General features: G+C 70.3%; 17 protein-coding genes. 10 read left to right on the forward strand and 7 right to left on the reverse strand.

The annotated features are described in order from the left end of the window. Positions 1-225 precede the first annotated feature (225 nt). The 3 genes from ACIRS4_RS29780 to ACIRS4_RS29790 all read left to right on the forward strand — a co-directional run bounded on the left by ACIRS4_RS29780 (position 226) and on the right by ACIRS4_RS29790 (position 2,248). Positions 226-438, forward strand: coding sequence for a MerR family transcriptional regulator (locus ACIRS4_RS29780; protein ID WP_404201877.1), 213 nt, complete (start codon positions 226-228; stop codon positions 436-438). A 395-nt stretch (positions 439-833) separates the two neighbouring features. Further along, on the forward strand, positions 834-1,652 hold the full coding sequence (locus ACIRS4_RS29785; protein WP_404201879.1) for a hypothetical protein: 819 nt from the start codon (positions 834-836) through the stop codon (positions 1,650-1,652). Positions 1,653-2,047: 395 nt separating this feature from the next. Then, positions 2,048-2,248, forward strand: a complete 201-nt coding sequence (locus ACIRS4_RS29790) for a type II toxin-antitoxin system VapB family antitoxin (RefSeq protein WP_404201881.1) — start codon at positions 2,048-2,050, stop codon at positions 2,246-2,248. Between the two features lie 121 nt (positions 2,249-2,369). Here ACIRS4_RS29790 and ACIRS4_RS29795 read toward each other — a convergent pair whose 3' ends face one another. Beyond that, positions 2,370-3,368, reverse strand: coding sequence for a helix-turn-helix domain-containing protein (locus tag ACIRS4_RS29795; protein WP_404201883.1), 999 nt, complete (start codon positions 3,366-3,368; stop codon positions 2,370-2,372). A gap of 102 nt (positions 3,369-3,470) precedes the next feature. Between ACIRS4_RS29795 and ACIRS4_RS29800 the strand changes: the two genes are divergently transcribed. The 3 genes from ACIRS4_RS29800 (at position 3,471) to ACIRS4_RS29810 (ending at position 11,908) form a co-directional block, all read left to right on the forward strand. Next, on the forward strand, positions 3,471-4,502 hold the full coding sequence (locus tag ACIRS4_RS29800; RefSeq protein WP_404201885.1) for a saccharopine dehydrogenase family protein: 1,032 nt from the start codon (positions 3,471-3,473) through the stop codon (positions 4,500-4,502). Positions 4,503-4,610: 108 nt separating this feature from the next. Beyond that, positions 4,611-10,466, forward strand: coding sequence for a hypothetical protein (locus tag ACIRS4_RS29805; protein ID WP_404201887.1), 5,856 nt, complete (start codon positions 4,611-4,613; stop codon positions 10,464-10,466). Beyond that, complete coding sequence (locus tag ACIRS4_RS29810) at positions 10,463-11,908, forward strand: hypothetical protein (protein WP_404201889.1); 1,446 nt, start codon at positions 10,463-10,465, stop codon at positions 11,906-11,908. The genes ACIRS4_RS29805 and ACIRS4_RS29810 overlap by 4 nt, the downstream gene beginning before the upstream one ends. A 112-nt stretch (positions 11,909-12,020) precedes the next feature. On the opposite strand, the gene ACIRS4_RS29815 is transcribed toward ACIRS4_RS29810, so the two are convergent. Together ACIRS4_RS29815 and ACIRS4_RS29820 are read right to left on the reverse strand one after the other, a co-directional pair. Next, entirely contained in the window at positions 12,021-12,452 is a 432-nt protein-coding gene (locus tag ACIRS4_RS29815) for a 4-oxalocrotonate tautomerase family protein (protein ID WP_404201891.1), read from the reverse strand. A 137-nt stretch (positions 12,453-12,589) separates the two neighbouring features. Further along, positions 12,590-13,222, reverse strand: a complete 633-nt coding sequence (locus tag ACIRS4_RS29820) for a TetR/AcrR family transcriptional regulator (RefSeq protein ID WP_404201893.1) — start codon at positions 13,220-13,222, stop codon at positions 12,590-12,592. Between the two features lie 91 nt (positions 13,223-13,313). Here ACIRS4_RS29820 and ACIRS4_RS29825 point away from each other — a divergent pair, with 91 nt between their 5' ends. After that, positions 13,314-13,727: a DUF4345 domain-containing protein gene (locus ACIRS4_RS29825; protein ID WP_404201895.1), complete on the forward strand. Its 414-nt coding sequence runs from the start codon at positions 13,314-13,316 to the stop codon at positions 13,725-13,727. 458 nt (positions 13,728-14,185) lie between these two features. After that, on the forward strand, positions 14,186-14,566 hold the full coding sequence (gene gcvH / locus ACIRS4_RS29830; RefSeq protein WP_404201897.1) for a glycine cleavage system protein GcvH: 381 nt from the start codon (positions 14,186-14,188) through the stop codon (positions 14,564-14,566). A gap of 74 nt (positions 14,567-14,640) precedes the next feature. Here gcvH and ACIRS4_RS29835 read toward each other — a convergent pair whose 3' ends face one another. Together ACIRS4_RS29835 and ACIRS4_RS29840 are read right to left on the reverse strand one after the other, a co-directional pair. Further along, entirely contained in the window at positions 14,641-15,036 is a 396-nt protein-coding gene (locus ACIRS4_RS29835; protein WP_404201899.1) for an SMP-30/gluconolactonase/LRE family protein, read from the reverse strand. Between the two features lie 10 nt (positions 15,037-15,046). Further along, positions 15,047-15,187 (reverse strand): hypothetical protein, encoded by a 141-nt coding sequence (locus ACIRS4_RS29840; RefSeq protein WP_404201901.1) that lies wholly within the window; start codon positions 15,185-15,187, stop codon positions 15,047-15,049. Positions 15,188-15,202: 15 nt separating this feature from the next. Here ACIRS4_RS29840 and ACIRS4_RS29845 point away from each other — a divergent pair, with 15 nt between their 5' ends. Further along, positions 15,203-16,006 carry a cellulase-like family protein gene (locus ACIRS4_RS29845; RefSeq protein ID WP_404201903.1) on the forward strand — a complete coding sequence of 268 codons (804 nt, stop codon included), beginning with the start codon at positions 15,203-15,205 and terminating at the stop codon, positions 16,004-16,006. Between the two features lie 26 nt (positions 16,007-16,032). Here ACIRS4_RS29845 and ACIRS4_RS29850 read toward each other — a convergent pair whose 3' ends face one another. After that, the gene (locus ACIRS4_RS29850) at positions 16,033-16,440 is read right to left on the reverse strand and encodes a MerR family transcriptional regulator (RefSeq protein WP_404201905.1); all 408 of its coding nucleotides are present in this window, start codon (positions 16,438-16,440) and stop codon (positions 16,033-16,035) included. A 49-nt stretch (positions 16,441-16,489) separates the two neighbouring features. Here ACIRS4_RS29850 and ACIRS4_RS29855 point away from each other — a divergent pair, with 49 nt between their 5' ends. Beyond that, the gene (locus tag ACIRS4_RS29855; protein WP_404201907.1) at positions 16,490-17,374 is read left to right on the forward strand and encodes an NAD(P)-dependent oxidoreductase; all 885 of its coding nucleotides are present in this window, start codon (positions 16,490-16,492) and stop codon (positions 17,372-17,374) included. 37 nt (positions 17,375-17,411) lie between these two features. On the opposite strand, the gene ACIRS4_RS29860 is transcribed toward ACIRS4_RS29855, so the two are convergent. Further along, positions 17,412-18,926 carry a DUF6519 domain-containing protein gene (locus tag ACIRS4_RS29860; RefSeq protein ID WP_404201909.1) on the reverse strand — a complete coding sequence of 505 codons (1,515 nt, stop codon included), beginning with the start codon at positions 18,924-18,926 and terminating at the stop codon, positions 17,412-17,414. Positions 18,927-18,976: the final 50 nt, after the last annotated feature.

Raw genomic sequence — 18,976 nt, forward strand, 5'->3', positions numbered from 1 at the left:
TCCAGTAGTCGCTCACCGACGCATTCAACCGCCATCGCAGCCCGTCTGCCAGCCACTATGCACGCCGCCAGTCGCCAATTGAGATGACTTCTAAGGAGGCGAACGGGTGAGGCTTCGGCGCACACCCCCGGCTCATTTCGGGGGGCCGGGCGTCATGCGTGAACCGTCCAATGGTCTCCAGCTCCCCGGGAAGTTCGTGAAACGCCCCGGACGTTGCTTCCAGGTATGAAGATCAGCGAAGCGTCCAGGGCCAGCGGCGTGAGTGCGGGGTCATTGCGGTACTACGAGGATGAGGGCTTGATCGTCCCGGGTCGCTTCAGCAATGGGTATCGCGACTACTGCAGGTCGACCCTCGACCGAGTCCTCGTCATCCGCTCGCTGCTGGAGTCCGGACTGCCAGTGCGCTTGATCAAGCCGCCTCCGGCGACACCAGCCTGAGCACACACGACTTGGTTTTCACCCGTCCCGTGCAGGTCAAGGGCCTGCACATCGGCGCGCTGGCAACTGCGGCCCCGTCTATCTAGGGCGAGCTGCTCGCCGAGATCGACGCGCTCATCGCCGCCGGCGTGTACTTGCCCGGCACATCCCAGGTCCACCCCCTGGCGGAGGGACCGTCCCTGCTGCAGGAGCTCGAAGCGGGCCGGACCCGTGGCAAGCACGCTCTCGATCCTTGGCGCTAGGAACCGGCTGTGACTCACCGAAACGCCACGTTGTCGTTCACCAGACCAGGATGAAAAAAGATGGTCGAGCGAAACAGCAAGTATCGGTCCTGAATAAGCGATGTGCTGCGAAACCCTCTTCAGCCACGAGCGAGTGGGGCACACTCGACCGCTGTGACGACACCCGACATCGAGGGTCTGGATCAGCTTGAGCGTGCCGTTCTGGACGAGGACGTCTCGTTGGCCACCGCCCTTCGCCGGTTTCTGCTCATAGCTGGCTATGCCCACCAGGAAGAACTCCGCGCCTGGGCGCTGAAGCAGTTGGATGGGTATGAGGTCGACGAGCAAGTGCCCGGGTTTCGAAAGGTCGCAGCAACGCTCGTGATAACTCTGGAGCCCAGTACCCCTGGCCGACCGCAACCAGAAGACACCCGGCAGATCAGCCCGAATCAGCTTCCTCAGTCGGTACGTGATCGCGACGTCGGGCAGCATGCCCCGATCCGATACGGGGTCAGGGAGATGGAAGCTCTGATCGCCATGGGGTGGAACCTGGAGCTCCGCCCGCCGGGTTCAGACGAGTACCTGGCGGAGGTGACGGATGAGCTGGGCCACGGCTCCGCCGTGCTGTCCCTGTATTGGAGAGTGCGGCTGACGGCGCTTCAGCAAGTCCTCGATCACATCAGGACACGCTTGACGCAGTTCGTCGCGGAGGTGAGAGCGACCATGCCGCCCGGCCAGCGAAACCCCAGCCTTGATCAGATCGGTTCAGCTGCGCAGCAGGCGTTCAACATCACGGGGGGCTACGGAACCACCATCACCATTGTCGCGCCGAGCGCGAAAGCCGCTGGTGGCAGCACAGCGACCGCCTCCGCCAACGAGCCCGTGCCGACACTCCCGCAACCCTGGTGGCATCGCAGTTCGGTGATTTGGAGCGCCATCGCGGCGACGGCGACCATTGCCGGTGTCATCGCTACCGTGGCCGTGGCGAAATGACATGTTGCGCGGGCGCGGACTTTGCGGTGGGAGGCATTGTTTCTCCCTGTGGTGCAGCCGACGGCGTCCTACGCCGGACAGTTCCGTTGTCGATGATGCGGTCGGCGGCCGACTTGACCACCCCGAACTGCGGGGCCTGTTGGCGTTAGGTCACATTTGTTCCGGCGGCAGAGTCCAGGGTCGGCCCTTGCGGACCAGGTCCGCACAGCGGTGGCCAGTTGGCGAACCGGCGCGGTCTCAGCCCGATGAACGGGGCTGTTCAGGACGGCTCCGTCTCCGTGAGCGAACCAGTCCCAGCGAGATCATTCCGCTCTGAACCGTCCCCTGAGATCGAATCTCGAGCGCACGCTGCGGAGCTGCGGCTAGAGTGCCGTGCGACGCAATGAGGGGGCACGATGGCCAAGGTCAATATCAGTCTCGACGCCGAACTCGTCGTGGAAGTGATGGTCCTGGCTGGGATCGGCTCGCCCCAGGACGCTGTCGAGGCGATCGTGCGTGACTACATCGCCCGCGGCCACCGCACGGAGGCCCGCACCGAGCTCAAGGACCAGAATCTGCGCGACCTCGACGTCAAGCCGCAGGAGCCGCAAGGCTGAGCCCTCATGCTCAGGGCGCGAGCCAAGTCATCGAGAATGCGGGCTACCGGCTTGACGCTGGATCAAGTGGATCGCTTACAGGCACTGTTGACCTCCAGGCGACCCCATACGACGAACTCGCTCACTCACCCTGTGTACGACCGATTGCTGCCTGACCGGTCGCCGATCCCGGGAAAGGGCGGGCCCGGGAGCGGAAGGTGCGGCGGTAGGCGTCCGGGGGCACGCCGAGGGTGCGGTTGAAGTTTCGGCGCAGCGTCGTGGCGGTGCCCATGCCGGTGGCCGCTGCGATGGCGTCGATGCTCTCGTCGGTTTTCTCCAGCAGTTCCTGGGCGTGACGGATGCGTTGGGTCAGCAGCCATTGCAAGGGCGTGGTGCCGGTCGCCGCTTGGAAGTGGCGGCCCAGGTGGCGTGAGCTCATCCGTGCGTGGCGGGCCAGGTCCTCCACGGTCAGCGGCTGGTCGAGCCGTTCGACGATCCAGGGGAGCAGGGCGGCGAGCGGGTGGTCGTCCTGGGTGGGCACCGGGGCGGTGACGAACTGAGCCTGGCCGCCGGCTCGGTGCGGTGGTACGACGAGGCGGCGGGCGACGACGTTGGCGATCGACGAGCCGTGGTCGAGGCGGACGAGATGCAGGCACAGGTCGAGCGCTGCGGCCTTGCCCGCGGAGGTGAGCACGCTGCCGTTGTCCACGTAGAGGACGCCCGGGTCGACCTCCACGTCGGGGTAGCGGGCGGCCAGGACGTCGGTGTGCGCCCAATGGGTCGTGGCTCGCCTGCCGTTCAGCAGACCCGCGGCGGCCAGCACGAACGCGCCCGTGCACAGGGAGACCACGCGGGCGCCCGCATCGTGGGCGGCGCGTACCACCTCGACCAGTTCGACGGGCGGGGCCACGTCGACGTCGGCCCAGCCCGGGACGATCACGGTGTCGGCGTCTGGGAGCCGGTCGAGGCCGTGGTCGGGCTCCAGCCGGAACCGGCCGAACCGCACCGTGCCCGGCCCGCAGACCGAGACGTCGTACCACGGGACGGTGACTGCGTCCGGGGCGGAGCCGAAGACCTCGTGGGCCACGGACAGTTCGAAGTGCAGCATCCCGTCGGTGACGGCCAGCGCGACAGTTCTCATGTCCGTAATTGTATGGGGGATGTCGTTCCAGACACTCACTGTTGCAGCTTCACTCCCGCCAGGATGGTCGCAGTCGATCGGTTCGAGCACAGGGGAGAAGTCATGGCGGCGGGGCAGACGGTGACGGTGTACGGCGCGTATGGGCACACCGGCCGGTTCGTGGTGGCACACCTGCGGGAGCGCGGGTTGGTCCCGGTTCTGTCCGGGCGCGACGCCGGCAAGTTGAAGGCGCTGGCGGACGAGTACCCCGGAGTCGAGGTGCGCCCCGCTTCGGTCGACGACCCGGCGGCCCTCGACCGCGCACTGGCAGGTGCGGCAGCCGTCATCAACTGCGCGGGTCCCTTCGCCACGACGGCCGCCCCGGTGATCGAGGCGGCCCTGCGTGCCGGGATCCCGTACGTCGACGTGGCGGCCGAGATCGAGGCCAACGCCGACACGTTCGCGCAGTTCGCGGATCGTGCCCGCGACGCGGGGACGGCGATCGTCCCCGCGATGGCCTTCTACGGCGGCCTCGGCGACCTGCTGGCCACCGCAGCGATGGGCGACTGGACCGAGGCGGACGAGGCCCACATCGCGTACGGGCTGAACGGCTGGGCCCCCACGGACGGGACGCGCGCCGCGGGCAAGGTCTCCGTGGAGCGGCGAAACGGGCGCCGTGTCCGTTTCACGAAGGGGCAGTTGGAGTACCACAACGACGACCTGCCCACCCTGCAGTGGCCTTTCCCGGACCCGCTGGGGACCAGGGCTGTCATCGGCGAGTTCACCATGGCCGACGTCGTCACCGTCCCCAGCCATCTGCCCATCCCCGAAGTACGTACCTATATGACGACCGAAGCGGCCAGGGGCGTGTCGGCCCCGGACACGCCGACGCCCACGGCGGTCGACGAGCACGGGCGGTCCGCGCAGACCTTCCTCGTCGACGTCGTCGTACGCCGTGGCGACACCGAACGGCGCGCCGTGGCCGACGGCCAGGACATCTACGCAGTCACCGCGCCACTCGCGGTCGAAGCGGTCCACCGCATCCTCACGGGCCGGACCAGGACCGTCGGCGTCGCCTCCGCCGGCAGGATGTTCGACGCGGCTGACTTCCTCGACGCGCTGTCCCCGCACATCTCCCTGGAACTGCGTCCTTAGTACCGCAACGGCGCTCGTTCCACTCCCCCACGGAGATCCGGTTCCGAGAGGCCGCCGAATTCGGACGAAATCGCGTGCGGATGCGTGCCGCTCTGGGAAGATCCGTCCATGCACACCAAGGGGGAGGGGCTCCGCACCTGGGTGATGGGGCTGGACGATCGCGCTGTCCGTGAACTGCTGATGATCCCCGGCATCTTGGCTCACATTCCCGGGATCGCCACCACCGTGAAAAACGGGCTGACGCCGCGTCTGAGGCGACGCGAGGTCATGGCGGCCCGTACCTGGCTGAGCCGGGCGGGCGCGGGCAGCCTCACGGCGATGGCGCACTACGCGTCGGGGTGGGCGATGTATCGCCTGGAGCGGTGTTACGGACATCCGGCGGAGGAGTTGTCGCGACCCGCCGCGGAGGATCTGCGGCAGATGCTCCGCGACCTCAGTCCCGTTCTGGCACAGATCACCCTCTACGGCATCTCCGGCAGTTCCGTCGCCGACGGTACGTCGGTCGGAGACCACTGGGACGACCTGTGGGGGGCCGCCACTGCCGCCGGTTCGCCTTGCGTGTGCGCGCGTGGCGACGGCAGGTGCCGTCTGGTCGGCCAGGGCGAGGACACATCGGGCGCGGACGAGGGAGGCGTCGAGGCAGATGCCGTACACGGAGAAGAGCACAAGCCGTTGACCATGGAAATCAGCGAGGATCAACTGCTTGTGTCTCGGCAGGAGTTGAGCGAGCGGTCTGCGGAACTGTGCCCGTTGCTGGAGGAGGTGCTCGCCCAAGTTCGAGCCGGACGGGCCGTTTCGGAACTGCCTGCCGTGCGGTTGGAGGAGTGGAGGCAGGCCCGCTCGGGCATCGTGGACGCACTCGCCGTCGACGGCCGGGAGTGGACAGAGGAGGACGGCTTCGCCGAACTCGACACGATCGTGCAGGAGCTGCGGGACGCCTCGGAGGAGCGCGCCGAGGAACTGCGCAGGCTGGACGAGGACCGCGAAGGGCTCCGCGTCGTGCTGGACAGGACCGCGTCCGACGCCCCGCACCGCATCCCGCTGCAGCAGTCCCTGGCCGCGCTGGAGGCCCGCATCGGTGAACTCCTGGCGGCAGGGGCACGCACCCCCGCACCGCCGGGCGGCGCTCCGCCCGACGCCGTGCCCGTCCCGGACCGGACCATCGGTTCGGGCGCGGGTCCTGTCCCGACGGTGGAATCCGGGCCTGAGTCGGCCGTCGAGGCCGAACCAGCCGATGCACCGGCCGAGCCCTCCGACTCGAATCCGCAGATCGAACGAGAAACGGTCCCGGACGCGGTGTCGGATGCGATGTCGGCCGCCGCGCCGTCCCTTGAGGCCGAGCCTGCCACCGCGCCGACGCCTGACTCGCCCGCGGTTTCGGCTGCGCAGCCCGTCGCCGCTCAGGAACTCGCCCCGGCACCCGAGACGGACAACCTTCACCAGGCGGCCCCTGCGACCGAAACCGCGCCGCACACGAAGGAGTCACAGGCCCCGCCACCGGAACCGACCGGTGAAGCAGCCCCGCCACCGGAACCGACCGGTGAAGCAGCCCCCAGCGCCCCTACTGCCCTCACGGACACGGCAGCCCCGAACACGGGTCCGGCGGACCCCCGGAAGTCCCACTTCACACCCTGGACCCCCTCGACGACGTCCAACGACGGCGAAGCCGTGGTGGCCCGCCTCATCGGTCAGGGCCGTTTCCAGGAGGCCTACTGGGCGACGGTCGGCTCGACGGAGCCCGTGCACCGCGCGGACTGTCTCGCCTTCGCCGAGGCCGCCTTCACGTGCGACGACGAGGAAGAAGCCGCGGCCGTGATGACCGGCTTCGCCCCTGAGATCCAGCCGCTCCAGGCCGACAGGCCCGCCCTGGTGCTCGCCACGGTCGCCTCGCTGCGGGCCGGCCTGCTGGCAGGCTGGCCCAACGACCTGCTGATCCAGGCGGATCTCTCCACCGCTGTGCCCGGCAACTGGGGAAAGCTCCTTGAGAGGGCCGTCGAGGCGTTGCGCCGCTACCACCGGCTCGACCTCAACGCGACTCGCCTGACCACCGACAGCGCGGGGCTCACCTCGGACCTGATCGCCGCCGAAGCCGCCACCCTGCATGACGCCCTGCGGCGCCAGCGCATCGGCTACACCCGCGCGACCCAGGTCAGAACCCGGCTCATCGACTCGGACCAGCCCTTGGGGAAGGCCCTGGAGGGGGTCAGTGCCTGGGCGGCCGGCACGGTCGGTGCGGCCGCCCTCGACCAGGTCTGGGAGCTGTTCCGCAAGCGCGGCTCGGCGGAACGCATGATCGAGGAGGCGGACGCCCAGATCCGCACTCCGAAGCAGGCGAAGGAACCGATCGAGGCCGCCGCCAAACGGGCTCTCCTGCGCAGCATCGAGCAGGTGTCCGACCTGCTGTCCCGTGCCCGGGCGCTGGCCGCCCCCGTCGTCGACGAACGAGCGGACAGCGCCACCGGCCTGCGCCACGCCCTGGAGCAAGTGCGCCATGAGACGCCCCCGCCGGGCGTCGAAGGGGCCGCGGTGCTGCGGCTGCGCACGTGGCTCCTCGAAGGCGACCGTTCCCGCGGGGCCGCCGCCCCGGCGCGCGACCCCGACGCCGTACGGGTGACGGACCCGCCCCGGACCGAGGCCCTGCTCGCAGCGCCGGGACTGCCGCGCTCGGCCGAAGGGGCGCCCCTGCCCGAGGAGGACGGGTTCGCGGAGGCGGTGCTCGCGCTGCTGGAGCCGGTCGACGCGCGCGCGGTGCTCCGGCGGTACCTCGACCTGGGCGACCTGCATCTCGCCGACGCCCTGGTCTCCGCACTGGAACAGGACCTCGTCCCCGCCCTTCCCGACGGTCTCGACGCCGTGCCCCGCGACTGGAGGCAGATGCGCGACCCCGAGTGGACGCGCTGGAGCACAGTTCATCGCAAGGCCCACACCGCGGCGAGCACCCTCCTCGCCGAACTGCGCACCCAACAGCTCGACATGCAGACGGAACGTGAATTCGTCGGCCGTCTCGAAGAGTTGCGGCGGCCCGTTCCCGAGGGCGCGTTCGGCCGGGCCTGCGCCGGCATCGCCGTCCTCGAGGCCGAGATCCGGGCGAAGGTACAGGAGTACGTGAAGCGCCTCCGTGAGGGCTTGACGGCGTTGAACCCCTCGGAGGAGGAACTGCGCCGCCTCGCCTCGCTGCTCGACGCGGGAGACACGGTCACCGCCGAGGAGTGTCTTGCCCTGCTGCGCGAGGGCAAGCCCCTCCCCGACTGGAGCGGTACGGACTCGGGAGCGGAACTGAAGCGGTTCACCGCCGGCATCGAGCTGCCCTCGGTGCGCAAGTCCTCCGGCGCCCAGGGTTACTCCGCCCGTCCGTGGGCCGAGTCGTACCTGGACGGCAAACCCCTCACCGAGGGGGCGCGGAGCGGGCTGGACTCGTGGGACGCACTGTGCCGCCCCGCCACCCGGGGCTCGGAATGGCAACGGCACATCCCGTCGGTCCTGCGCGTGCTGGGACTGGAATGCCCGCAGACGCCGGTCCGGAACCAGCAGCACGAGGTGCGTGGCGTCATGCGTCTCACCGCCCGGGCGCGGGCGAGCGAGTCGGCTCCCGGTTACGTCGCCGCTCTGGGGTCGGCCGCGTCGGCGTACACGATCCTCGTGGTCTCCGACGAGCAGCGCGGCCGCAGTCCGCTGGAACTGCTGGACAGCAGTGATTCCGGCGCCTGCCTGATCCTCTATCTGTATCCGCTCGGATTGAACGCGCGCCGGGAGATGGCGACACGGGCACGTACCGCTTCGTCCCAGCAGGCGCTGGTGGTGGACCCCGCCGTGTTCGGCTGGGTGGCGGCACGCTCCCCCCGGTCTTTCCGGGCCACTCAGCGGGTGACACTGCCCTGGACGGCGTACAACCCGTACACGCCCTTCGTTGCCGGGCTCGTGCCGCCGGAGGTCTTCTACGGCCGGCAGGAGGAGATCGCCGCCGTCACCGACCCGCTCGGCGCGCTGTTCCTCTACGGCGGCCGCCAGTTGGGTAAGTCCGCTCTGCTGCGCAAGGTGCAGGCGTCCTTTCCCGGCTCCCCGGGCCGCAAGGCCATCTACGTCGACCTCAAGGCGCGCGGAGTGGGCGAGGCCGAACCGGCCGAACGCATCTGGGCGGTGCTCGAGGACGAACTGAAGCGCGTGGGAGTGCTGAAGGATTCGGCGGATTCGGCCGGCGCCCCGGATGCCATGCTCGCCCAGGTGGAGAGGTGGCTGGACGAAAGCCACGACCGGCGGGTGCTGGTGCTCGCCGACGAAGCCGACGCCTTCCTCACCGCGGACTCGAAGGCCGTACGCGGTCGGGGCGGGGAGGCCACCTTCGCCAACGTGCTGCGGCTCAAGGGGTTGATGGACCGCACCGACCGCCGCTTCAAAATCGTATTCGCCGGTCTGCACCAGGTCCAGCGCTTCAGCCACCTGTCCAACGTCCCCCTTACGCACGGCGGTCCGGACGTGCTGATCAGCACGTTGAAGCCTGCGGAGGCGCAGCGCCTGGTCGTCGAGCCGATGGCGGCCTTCGGGTATCGCTTCGAGCGGCCCGAACTGGTCTGGCGGGTGCTCGCCGCCACGAACTACCAGGCGTGTCTGGTCCAGATGTTCTGCGAACGGCTCGTCGCGACCCTCCGCGCGAAGGCGCTCGCCTCGGCGAACTGGCCGATCATCGTCACGGACGAGGACGTCCGGTCCGTGACCGGGTCCGCCCAGGTCCACCGGCACATCGCCGAGCGACTGCGCATCACCATCAACCTGGAGGACCGCTACCGGGTCCTCGCGCTGGTGATCGCGTTGCGCAGCCAGGAGGACCGCTACCGGTACGGATACGACGCCGACGAGCTCCTGCGGGCGGCCAGGGAGCGCTGGCGGGAGGGGTTCCACTCACTCACCGCGAGCGATGTGCGGATCTACCTGGACGAGATGGTCGGCCTGGGGCTGCTCATCCAGCTGGCCGACGCCCGGCGTTACGCCGTCCGCAGCCCGAACGTCGTCAGCATGCTCGGAACTCGTGAAGACCTCGAACTCGAGTTGCGTCAGACCGAGTTCGACCTTCCCTACGACTACAACCCGCGTTTCTCACGGCGATTCGTCGGGGCGGACAGGGAAGGCATCGCACGCTACAGTCCGCTGACGGAGCATCAGCTGCACATGGTGACGGCCCCCGGTGTGGCGGCGGTGTGTCTGACCGAGGCCCATGGGCCGGCGCTCGTGAAGCACGCGGTGAGGTCGTACTCCACCGCGAGGGGACTGGACTTCCGGGAGGCGGCTGTCGCCGATCCGTCGCAAGCTCTGGCGGAGGACGCGGACGACCGGCCGTTCCTCATGCTGGCCGACGTCCGGGGGCTCGGGACGGACGCGGTCGCCGCCTGGGCGAAGACCTTGCACGCCCACACCTGTGCGCCGGAGGGGGGCGCGCCGCATCGGACGGCCGTCCTGCTGGTGGACCCGGTCTCTCTGGGCCGGAAGGACGAACTCATCACTTGCGTGGTGCGTCCCGAACGTTGGACGGCGGACAGTCTCCGCGCCTGGCCCGAGTGCCCGTTCGACACCCCTGACAAGCGGCGGCAGGTCATCGAGCTCACCGGTGGCTGGCCCCACCTCCTGGAGCGGACCGTGCACCGCATCACCCGGGAGGGGTCCACGCTCGAAGCCGCTCTGGAGGCCGCGCGCGGCGTTGTCGGCCAGTGCGACTTCGCCCGTGTGCATGTGGAGCGGGTCGGGCTGGACGCCGGTCTCACCGAGGTGCTGACTGAGTGGAGCCAGTACGTGGAACCGGGCGAGGGATGCACGTACACGGACATCGCGTCCGTCACCGGGATGCGGCTCGACGACGTCAGAACGCTCGTCGGTCGGCTGCTGGACCACGGCGTCCTGGACGACGGGCCGGAGGGTTGCTCGCTCGACCGGATCACCTTCCGGGCACTGCAGGTCCTGTCGGAACGGTCGTGAATCCCGTGTCGCACGCGTCCTTCGGCATCCCGGTGAGCACACTGCCGGGAGTGCGGTTGTGGACGCGGCGGTTGCTGGACGACCTGCGGTCGGGAAGGAGCTGTCTCTGCATCTTCCCGCAGGCCGGGGCGACCGGTGTTCCCGCCGTTGCCGAGGCCCTGCTGGACGAACTGCTCCACGAACTGGCGAACTTCGTCCTCGTTCCCGCACCTGGTGACGTCGTGGCGCGCGGAGACCTCGCCCGTCCCGCGCCGCCTCCACCGCCGCCCGTGCCGTCGCCGCAGTGGGACGGTATGGACCCGGTGCTGGACTACGACGACGGGTTGGCCACGTTCTCGGCCATGCGGACGGTGAGCACGGCGGTTGCGCCGCCTCGCGCGGCTTCGGCGCCTGAAGTCCAGCCGGACGAGCCCGGCGTCGACTCCCTGGCCGACCGGATCGTCAAGGAACTCGGCGATGCGGGCTCCGGCGAGAGCCGGGAGCGCACCGGGATCGAGGGGCTCCTCGACCGCCTCACCACAGCGGGCGGCTCAGCTGCGACCCGGGTGATCGTGGTGCGCGGCTGGGAGGAAGCGGCTCCGACCGCTGCGACCGACCTGCTGAGAAGGCTGTCCGCCACGGTCAAGGCGGCCGGCCTGCCCCCGGGGCGCCGCCCGCGGCTGCTGCTGCTGTCCGGCTCGACGGGGCTGCCCGTGGAACTGCCGGAGCAGATCGCACGCGAGGACACCGGGGTGCACTGGTGGTGGGGCGCCCTTGGCCGACTGGACACCGCGACCGTGGTCGCCATGTCCAGGCCCTGCCCGTCCGGTCCGGCCGCCCGCCATCAGCTTCTCGAGGCGGTGGCGCAGGCCACGATCGTGGAAGTGTGCGGGCCCTTCCTCGATCTGGCGGCGCGACTGGCCGTCGAGTGGGACGGACTCCCGGACAGCCTTCCCGCCCAGTTGCATCGGCTCACGGCGGGGCCAGTGGCTGACCGCTCCCCCGTGCCCGGCCCCCGGCGGACGGAGCCGACCGCGGCCACGCCGTATCCGAACGCGTCCCTGCGCACCGAATGGAACCTGGGCACGTGCGACAGATGGGAGGGTCGGCTGCGCCGCCGTCCGGGCGGCGCGGCCGAACAAGAGCACAACGTGCGCACCCGAATCTGGCTGGCTCAGAATCACGCCCTGCTGCCCCTGCTCGACGAGGCCCGTGAGCAGTTCACCGACGTGATCCGAGCTCGATCCCGCGTCCCCGCGACGGAATTGGCCGCTCTGTACGGCCGCCGCACCGAGATGGAGCTCGGTGCGATGTGGCGCGCGCACTTGCAGGGGCACGTACGACTCACCCGCGCCGAGGCCGACCGGCTCCGCACCCTGTGGATGTCCCGCAACAAACTCGCCCACCGCACGGCACTCGACAATGCGGCTCTGGAGGCGCTGATCCATGTGCTGTGCTCATGAGGCGGTGACGGGCGGAGGCCGAGGGGAGAGCCGCCGCAGACTCTCCGGTCACCAGCGGGAGAACACCTCGCCGGTGTACGTCGTGGGCCCACCGGGCGGCGGCCTCGGCACATCACGCCTCGCCGCGTTGTCCCTTGGCGATGGCCACGAGGTCGGAGTAGCGCACGAGTGATCCGCTCGCGCCCCAGGTGCCGTCGGGCTGCTCGTGCACCAGGACCCACACCCGCGACGCGTCGGCCTGGGTGAGTCCGGCGGCGGACAGCACGGTCTCCGTGGAGTGCTTGACCAGGTCGGCCTTCCCCTGCTCCGACAGCGCGCCCAGGGGAACCGTGACGTCGATGAGGAAGCGGGGGGCGTCGTCCTCGGCGGTGGTCTGCGCCCCTTCGGGCAGTTCGACGAGGTAGCTCCACAGCTGGGCGCGGAAGAACGGCGTGTCGGGCGCTCCTTCCGAACGCAGCAGGACGTCGGCCAGGTCGCGCTGGACGGTCTTGCGCCCCTCCTCCGTGAGGGAGCCGGACGGAACGGTGAGCCGGATCATCGACATGACGAAGTCTCCTTTGTCGACTGCGACGGGCGTTGCGGTCGGACAGGTTTCCTGGTGACCACATCCGGTGCGCCGTCGCGCAGGCAGAATCGTAGCCCTTTCAACTTTCCTGCCCGGCGGGAGCTACCCCGGTGGCACTAGGCGCCGGCGCCAAGCCCCCGCGGCGGCCAGTCGGGGGCGGGGTCCTCGGCGAGCAGAGGCCGCAGTGCGCCGAGAACCGCGCCCACGCAGACGTCGCGCAACTCGGTGCGGGTGCAGGTCTCCTGAGTGAGCCAGTCGACACAGAGGACCTGGACGAAGACCAGCCAGCTCTTCAGAACGCCGGAGACGGCCTCGCGGGCGCTCTCGTCCGCGAGGGGGAGCACGGCCAGCAGTCGAGCCCGGAGCGCGTCCAGCTCATTGGCCATGATCGTCTGGATCAGCGGGTCGCCCGCGAGGACCCGGTTCGCGGCGAGGACGGCGTTGCGGTTCGCCACGAAGTAGTCGAGGTGGACGTCCATGCCCTGGATGAGCTGCTCCACCAGGGAATCGGTGGGGTCGAGCCGCGTCTCGGCCAGCAGTCGGTCCGCCGCCTGCTGGTAGACGGCCGCGAAGAGAGCGTCCTTGCTGGGGAAGTGACGGTAGAGCAGGGCCCGGGAGACGCCGGCCTCACTGGCCACCTCCTCCATCAGCACGTCGGCGTAGGGATGTGCGGCGAAGAGCCGTGCGCCGACAGCGAGGAGCTGGGCGCGGCGGTCGGCGGGGGCGAGTCGTCGTCGGTGGGGAGGCACACGGAAAGCCTAGTTGACACCCGTCTACCGGAGCGGCCATGTTAGTAGACGCATGTCAACTAAGCTCCGACAGGGATGACTTGGAGGGAACATGGCCAGGGTTCTGCGCCTGCTCACGCAAGTGATGGGCTGGTCCTGCGTGATGATCGGTTTGTTCCATGTCGCGCTCGGCAACGCGGCGATTCCTGGAGCCGGTTCCGCCGGCTCGACGGTCGACAGCTGGGGCCGGTTCATGGGGGCAAGCTTCGTCGGTTACGGGCTGGCCTGGCTCTGGGCGGCGCGGCAGCGTCCGATCCCGGCCCGGGCGGTGCGGTGGCTGGCCGGAGTCTTCCTGCTGGGCGGTGTGGGCCGGCTGCTCTCACTCGCCGTCCACGGCCGGCCGCAGTGGTTCCAGATCGCGCTGGCGTTGATCGAACTCGCCCTGCCCCCGGTCTTCTTCTGGCTGGCCGATGCGGAGGAGCGGATCCTTCGCTGCGACGTGGAGGCCGCGGCCGCCGCTCGGTGAGCGTGCCCGACTCCGGCCGAGCGCCGCCGGATGGCACCGCCGCCGCAGCTTCAGCGCTGACCAGGCAGACCTGACGCCTGCCGGCAGAGAGCAGCAGGGGCGGCGAGCTCGATCTCATGGTCGGCCGGCCTCGCCGTCGGTTGACGCACCCCGTGGCGCCGCGCCGCTCCAGACCGGGATCAGACGGAGATCTCATCCGCCTGGTATCTGCACGCCACCTCGCCGAGTGCCTTGAGGCCGCTTCGAGTCGAGGGTTCGGGTTGCGGTTCCGGGGGCGTTCCCATGGCGCTCATGACTCGGACTATGCCGGCACCGCTTCTCCAGGAGGCTCACCCGGACGGTGGAACCTGGCGCTCGAAATACACGCCTTTGCGGAGCGGTGACGCGAGGCTGTCCCTGTCGGTCGTCGACAGGGCGGCCGCGTCGCACCTCGCACCCCCACGGCTGATGGAGCTGACATGTCCCACGTGCCCACCGATCTCAAGTACACCGAAGAACACGAGTGGATCCACACCGACGGCGGGACCGTCACCGTCGGCATCACCGATCACGCCCAGAAGACCCTCGGCGACATCGTCTTCTTCGATCTGCCCTCCGTCGGCAAGGTGGTCGAGGCGGGGGACTCCGTCGGCACGGTGGAGTCGGTCAAGGCGGCGTCCGACCTGTTCAGCCCGGTCGGCGGGGAGATCGTCGCGGTCAACGAGGATGCCGTGGACAGTCCCGAGGAGGTCAACAGCGACCCGTACGGGATGTGGCTCTACAAGATCAAGGCTGCCCGGGGCTCCTTCGAGAACCTGCTCGACGCCAAGGCGTACCAGAGGCTCGTCGACGGGGAATGACCCCCGCCCGAAGGCCGCGAACGTGCCGCGACATCCGCCGGCCTTCGGCGTCCGCATCCGGCGGCCGGCGCCCCTCAGCGCCGGCCGCCCCAGGCGCAGCCCGCCGTCCCCCTGACCGGTGCGGGAAATCCGAGCACCGCGCCGGAGGCCGCCGTAGGGGTCTTCACCCCGTGGCGGGCGGTGGTGACGATGACGCGGTCGCCGTCGGGGGGCAGGCGCACCGATGTCGGGTGCGGGGCGGGGACGGTCTGGGTGTGGAGCCTGTGGCCGTCGGGGTGGTACCGGCGGACCTCGCCGGCGCCCCACACCGCCACCCACAGGCAGCCCTCCGCGTCGACGGTCTTCCCGTCCGGGCCGCCTTCGCCGTCGCGCAGGCGGGCGATGGTCTCCGGGCCGCGCGAGAGATCGCCCGAGACGGGGTCGACGCGGCAGCGCAGGATCGTGCCGGCCGCCGTGTCGGCGAGGTACACGGCCGTGCCGTCACAGGTACTCGCGGGTGGGTTCACGGGTGCGCCAGCCGTCGAAGGCGGGGACGCGGTCGGACAGCCCGCGTTCGTCGAGGAAGTCCAGCAGTCCGGCGAGTGAACGGGCCACCGTCTCGGCGCGGTCCGGGCCGGGCACGTCGGCCAGCGCGCGGTGCCAGGCGTCGGTGTCGGCGAAGCCGGGGACTGCTGGTACTCCCAGGAGGACGACGAGGTCGGCAACTGCGACCTGGTGCCGGCGGACGGCGCCCCCGGCCACTACGCCCGGCTGCGCGGCCCCCTCGAACGCGCGCTGAAGCTGTTGAAGGCGCGGCACACCTCCATCCCCGCGACCTGCTCGGTGGGCGAGCCGTGGTCCGGCGAACTCGACGACCTGCCCGGGCAGGCGGAGATCGCCCACTTCTACGTCTACGGCGTGCTGGGCGCCCTGTACGAAGCGGTCGGCCTCGGCCACGGCACCGAGGCGGCGCCCGAGACCGCTGCCTGGCCCACCCCCGAACTGACCGCCATGCTGCGCCCCGACGCGCCCGACTTCGCCGACCACCACCCGGACGAGCCCTGGCGGCTGGCCGCCACGGGGATACCGCGCGAACTGTTCTACGCGCACGACTGGGTCGACCCCGACCGCTGGGACCTGTGGCTCTACGAGAACTATCCGACGCACCGGCAGGCCATGCGGGAGACGCTGGCCTCGTGGGTCGACTCCGTCGCGGACTTCGCCCGCCGCCGGGGCGTCCCCGCCGTCCTCGGTGAGGGTGTCGTGGGCTACACCCCGCTGCTGACGCGCTTCGAGGAGCACGCCGTCGGCAAGGACATCGCGGAGTTCGTCGTCGACCGCTGCCTCGCCGCGGGTTTCCAGGGCGTCGTCCTGACCTCCAACGCGGCCCCGCACCACCCCATGTGGCACACCGACCGGGAGTGGATGCGGCGGGTCAACTCCCGCGTCACGACAAGCTGAACCAATCTTTCACAGGCGGGACCCGCTCAGGCGGAGACGGGCTCCAGCCCGGCATCGCCGAAGGGTGGGCACTTCTCGCCTCCCATGCGCTCGGCCGCGTCGATGTAGCCGGCGAGAGCGTCACGGGATCGAGCGAGCGCGGTCATCCGATCGTCCAGTCGCCGCAGCCGTGACCGCATCGCGGCCAGCAGTTCCGGACACCCGAACAGTTCCGGAGCCTCTCCGGTCGCACAGGGCAACAGGTACGCGATGTCCTCCGAGGACAGGCCGGCGCCGAGCAGGTGCCGGATCTGCTTCACCCGCAGCACGGCGTTCTCCCGGTACTCGCGGTAGCCGTTCGCGCCGCGATCCGCTTCCAGCAGGCCCTGGGCCGCGTAGTAGCGCAACTGGTGGGCGTTGACGCCCGTACGACGACTCAGTTCCCCGATCAGCATCGAAACCTCGCTTGACCTTCACACCGGTATCAACGTCGACGATGCTGTCATGAACAACGAAACCACTGCACCCGTGGTCGTCATCGGACTCGGCCTGATGGGGCGGGCGGTCGCAGGCGCGTTCCTGAAGGCCGGTCACCCCACCACCGTGTGGAACCGTACGCCCTCCAAGGCCGACCAGTTGGTGGCCGCGGGCGCGCGGCTGGCGCCGACGGTGGGCGACGCTCTCGAGGCGGGTTCCCTGACGATCGTCTGCGTCACCGACTACCGAGCCGTGCACGGGCTGCTCGACGCGAGCGGTGTCGAGCTGGACGGCGCCGTGCTGATCAACCTGACCTCCGGCGACTCGGCCCAGGCACGGGAAACCGCTCAGTGGTCCGAGCGGCGCGGCGCCCGCTACCTGGACGGCGCGATCATGGCCGTGCCGCCCGTGATCGGGACGGCCGAGGCTCTGATTCTCCACAGCGGGCCGGAGTCGGACTTCGAGGCGCACAAGTCGACCCTCGGCGCGCTCGGCACGGTCACCTACCTCGGTGCGGACCATGGGCTGGCCGCTCTGTACGACGTGGCGGGCCTTGCCATGATGTGGAGCGTGCTGAACGCCTGGCTCCAGGGCACCGCCCTGCTGAGAACGGCTGGTGTCGACGCCGCGACCTATGCGCCGTTCGCGCAGCAGATCGCTGCCGAGGTGGCTCGATGGCTGCCCGGGTACGCCGAGCAGATCGACAGCGGTTCCTTCCCGGCCGAGGTGTCGGCCCTGGAGACCGACGCGCGGGCGATGGCTCATCTGATCGAGGAGAGCGAGGCGGTCGGCGTGAACGCCGAGCTGCCGAAGTTGTTCAAGGCGATGGCCGACCGCTCGATCGCCGCGGGGCACGGCGGGGAGCAGTACCCCGTGCTGATCGAGGAGTTCGCCAGACCGGCCGACGACTGACCGGTCACGACACCACCGAGCACCGAGCAGCGAGCGCTCACGGTGCCGTCCGCGGCGGGGTCGAGGGCCGGTCGGGCGCCTGCCAGGGCGGCCGGGCCAGCGGGCGGAACACCTTGCGCAGATCCTCCGCGGTCCGGGTGGTGTCCGTCCCCTCCTGCTCGACGTTGGCGAGCGGTGCGTAGTGGTAGTCGACGCCGTGCGGCTCCCTGCGCTGCGGGTCACCGTTCGCGTCGGCCGGCCACAGGACGTCCCCGGTGACGACCCGGGCGGGGATCAGCCAGTAGTCGCCCGCCCGATAGGACCGCTTCGAGGGGCCGGGGGCCGCAGGAGCAGCCGGGGCGGGCTGTGGCACCGGCTCGAACAGGACCTCGATCCCGTCCTCGATAGGCAGCCACCGGCCCTCCTCGATCAGCAGCGCACCGTCGCCGGGCACAGCCGTGGAAACGCTCCGGGCGCCCGCGTCGCTTGCCGCCGCCCCGGTGGCCGGCTCCGGCGGCCGGTGGTCCCAGCGGCGCAGCAGCGGGTGACGCTCGGGGTGGGAGCCGAGTTCCGGCTGGTGGGGATCGGCCGCAGGTTCGGCGTCCAGAACCACTCGGCGGCCGACGTGGTCCACCTCCGTGATGCGGTACAGCCGCGGCGCCTTCCCCGCCACGTCCCGGGCAGCCCTGCAGACGGAGGCGTCGTCGACGACCTCGACGGTGTCCCCGGTCTCCAGCCCGAGCTTGTCGTCCCTGCCCAGCGTGTCCAGTTCGAGCGTGGGCCCCGCGATCGCCCTGATCGGCAGGACCACCGACGCGTTCTCCCGCGACCATTTGAACGTGGCACGGCCGGCCTCGCCGCCGCGGTGCACCTCCACCCGGTACAGCTGGTTCTCCGGGCCCCGGTATCCGGAGTCCGGGGCCACGTCGCACAGGTCCGTGTCGCCCTCGGCGAGCCGGGTGCGGGCCGCGAGCCGCGCCCGAGGGCCGAAGCGGACCCTCAGCTCCTCCTTCAGCCAGGCCGGCGCGGTCTCGGGGGCAGGGATGGGGATGGGGCGCTCGGGGCTCAGCGGCAGCCAGTCGATCTGCCACACGACCCGGGTGCGCGCCGTCGTGTCGGGGCCGTGCAGACCGAGGGCCGGCTCCCGCAGCTCGGGCGCCTCATGGGCCGTCACCAGACGCTCCCACACGCGCAGGTACACCAGGACGGCGCCTTTGGGCAGTTGCCCCTCCGCGTCGTCCCGCTCCTGGTCGAGGTAGCCGTCGGGCTGGCTCCAGTACTCCGCACCGTCCTCGCACTCGCAGAGGATGCCGTCGACGTACATGCGTCCCCGGGCCACGGTCAGCACGCCTTCGTCGACGGCGACCCTGAACCCGCCGGGGTCTGTGTCCCGCGGGCCGGCCGCACAGGCCGCCGGGCCGAGGACGTCGGTGACCAGGGTGCGCAGATAGTGCTGGAGGATCGCGCTCTGCTCGTTGATCTCCGAGTCGAGCTGCACGCGTCCCTGTTGGGACAGGACCCCGGAGAAGTGCCGGTCCGGGTCGAACGTGACCCGGGAGAAGTCGCCTTGCATCGTGGTGCGCTCCCTGACGTGAGGAGGGGCTCGTCCGCGTGCGGCCCGTG

The organism is Streptomyces sp. NPDC101166 (genome assembly GCF_044768125.1).
GTDB lineage: Bacteria > Actinomycetota > Actinomycetes > Streptomycetales > Streptomycetaceae > Streptomyces.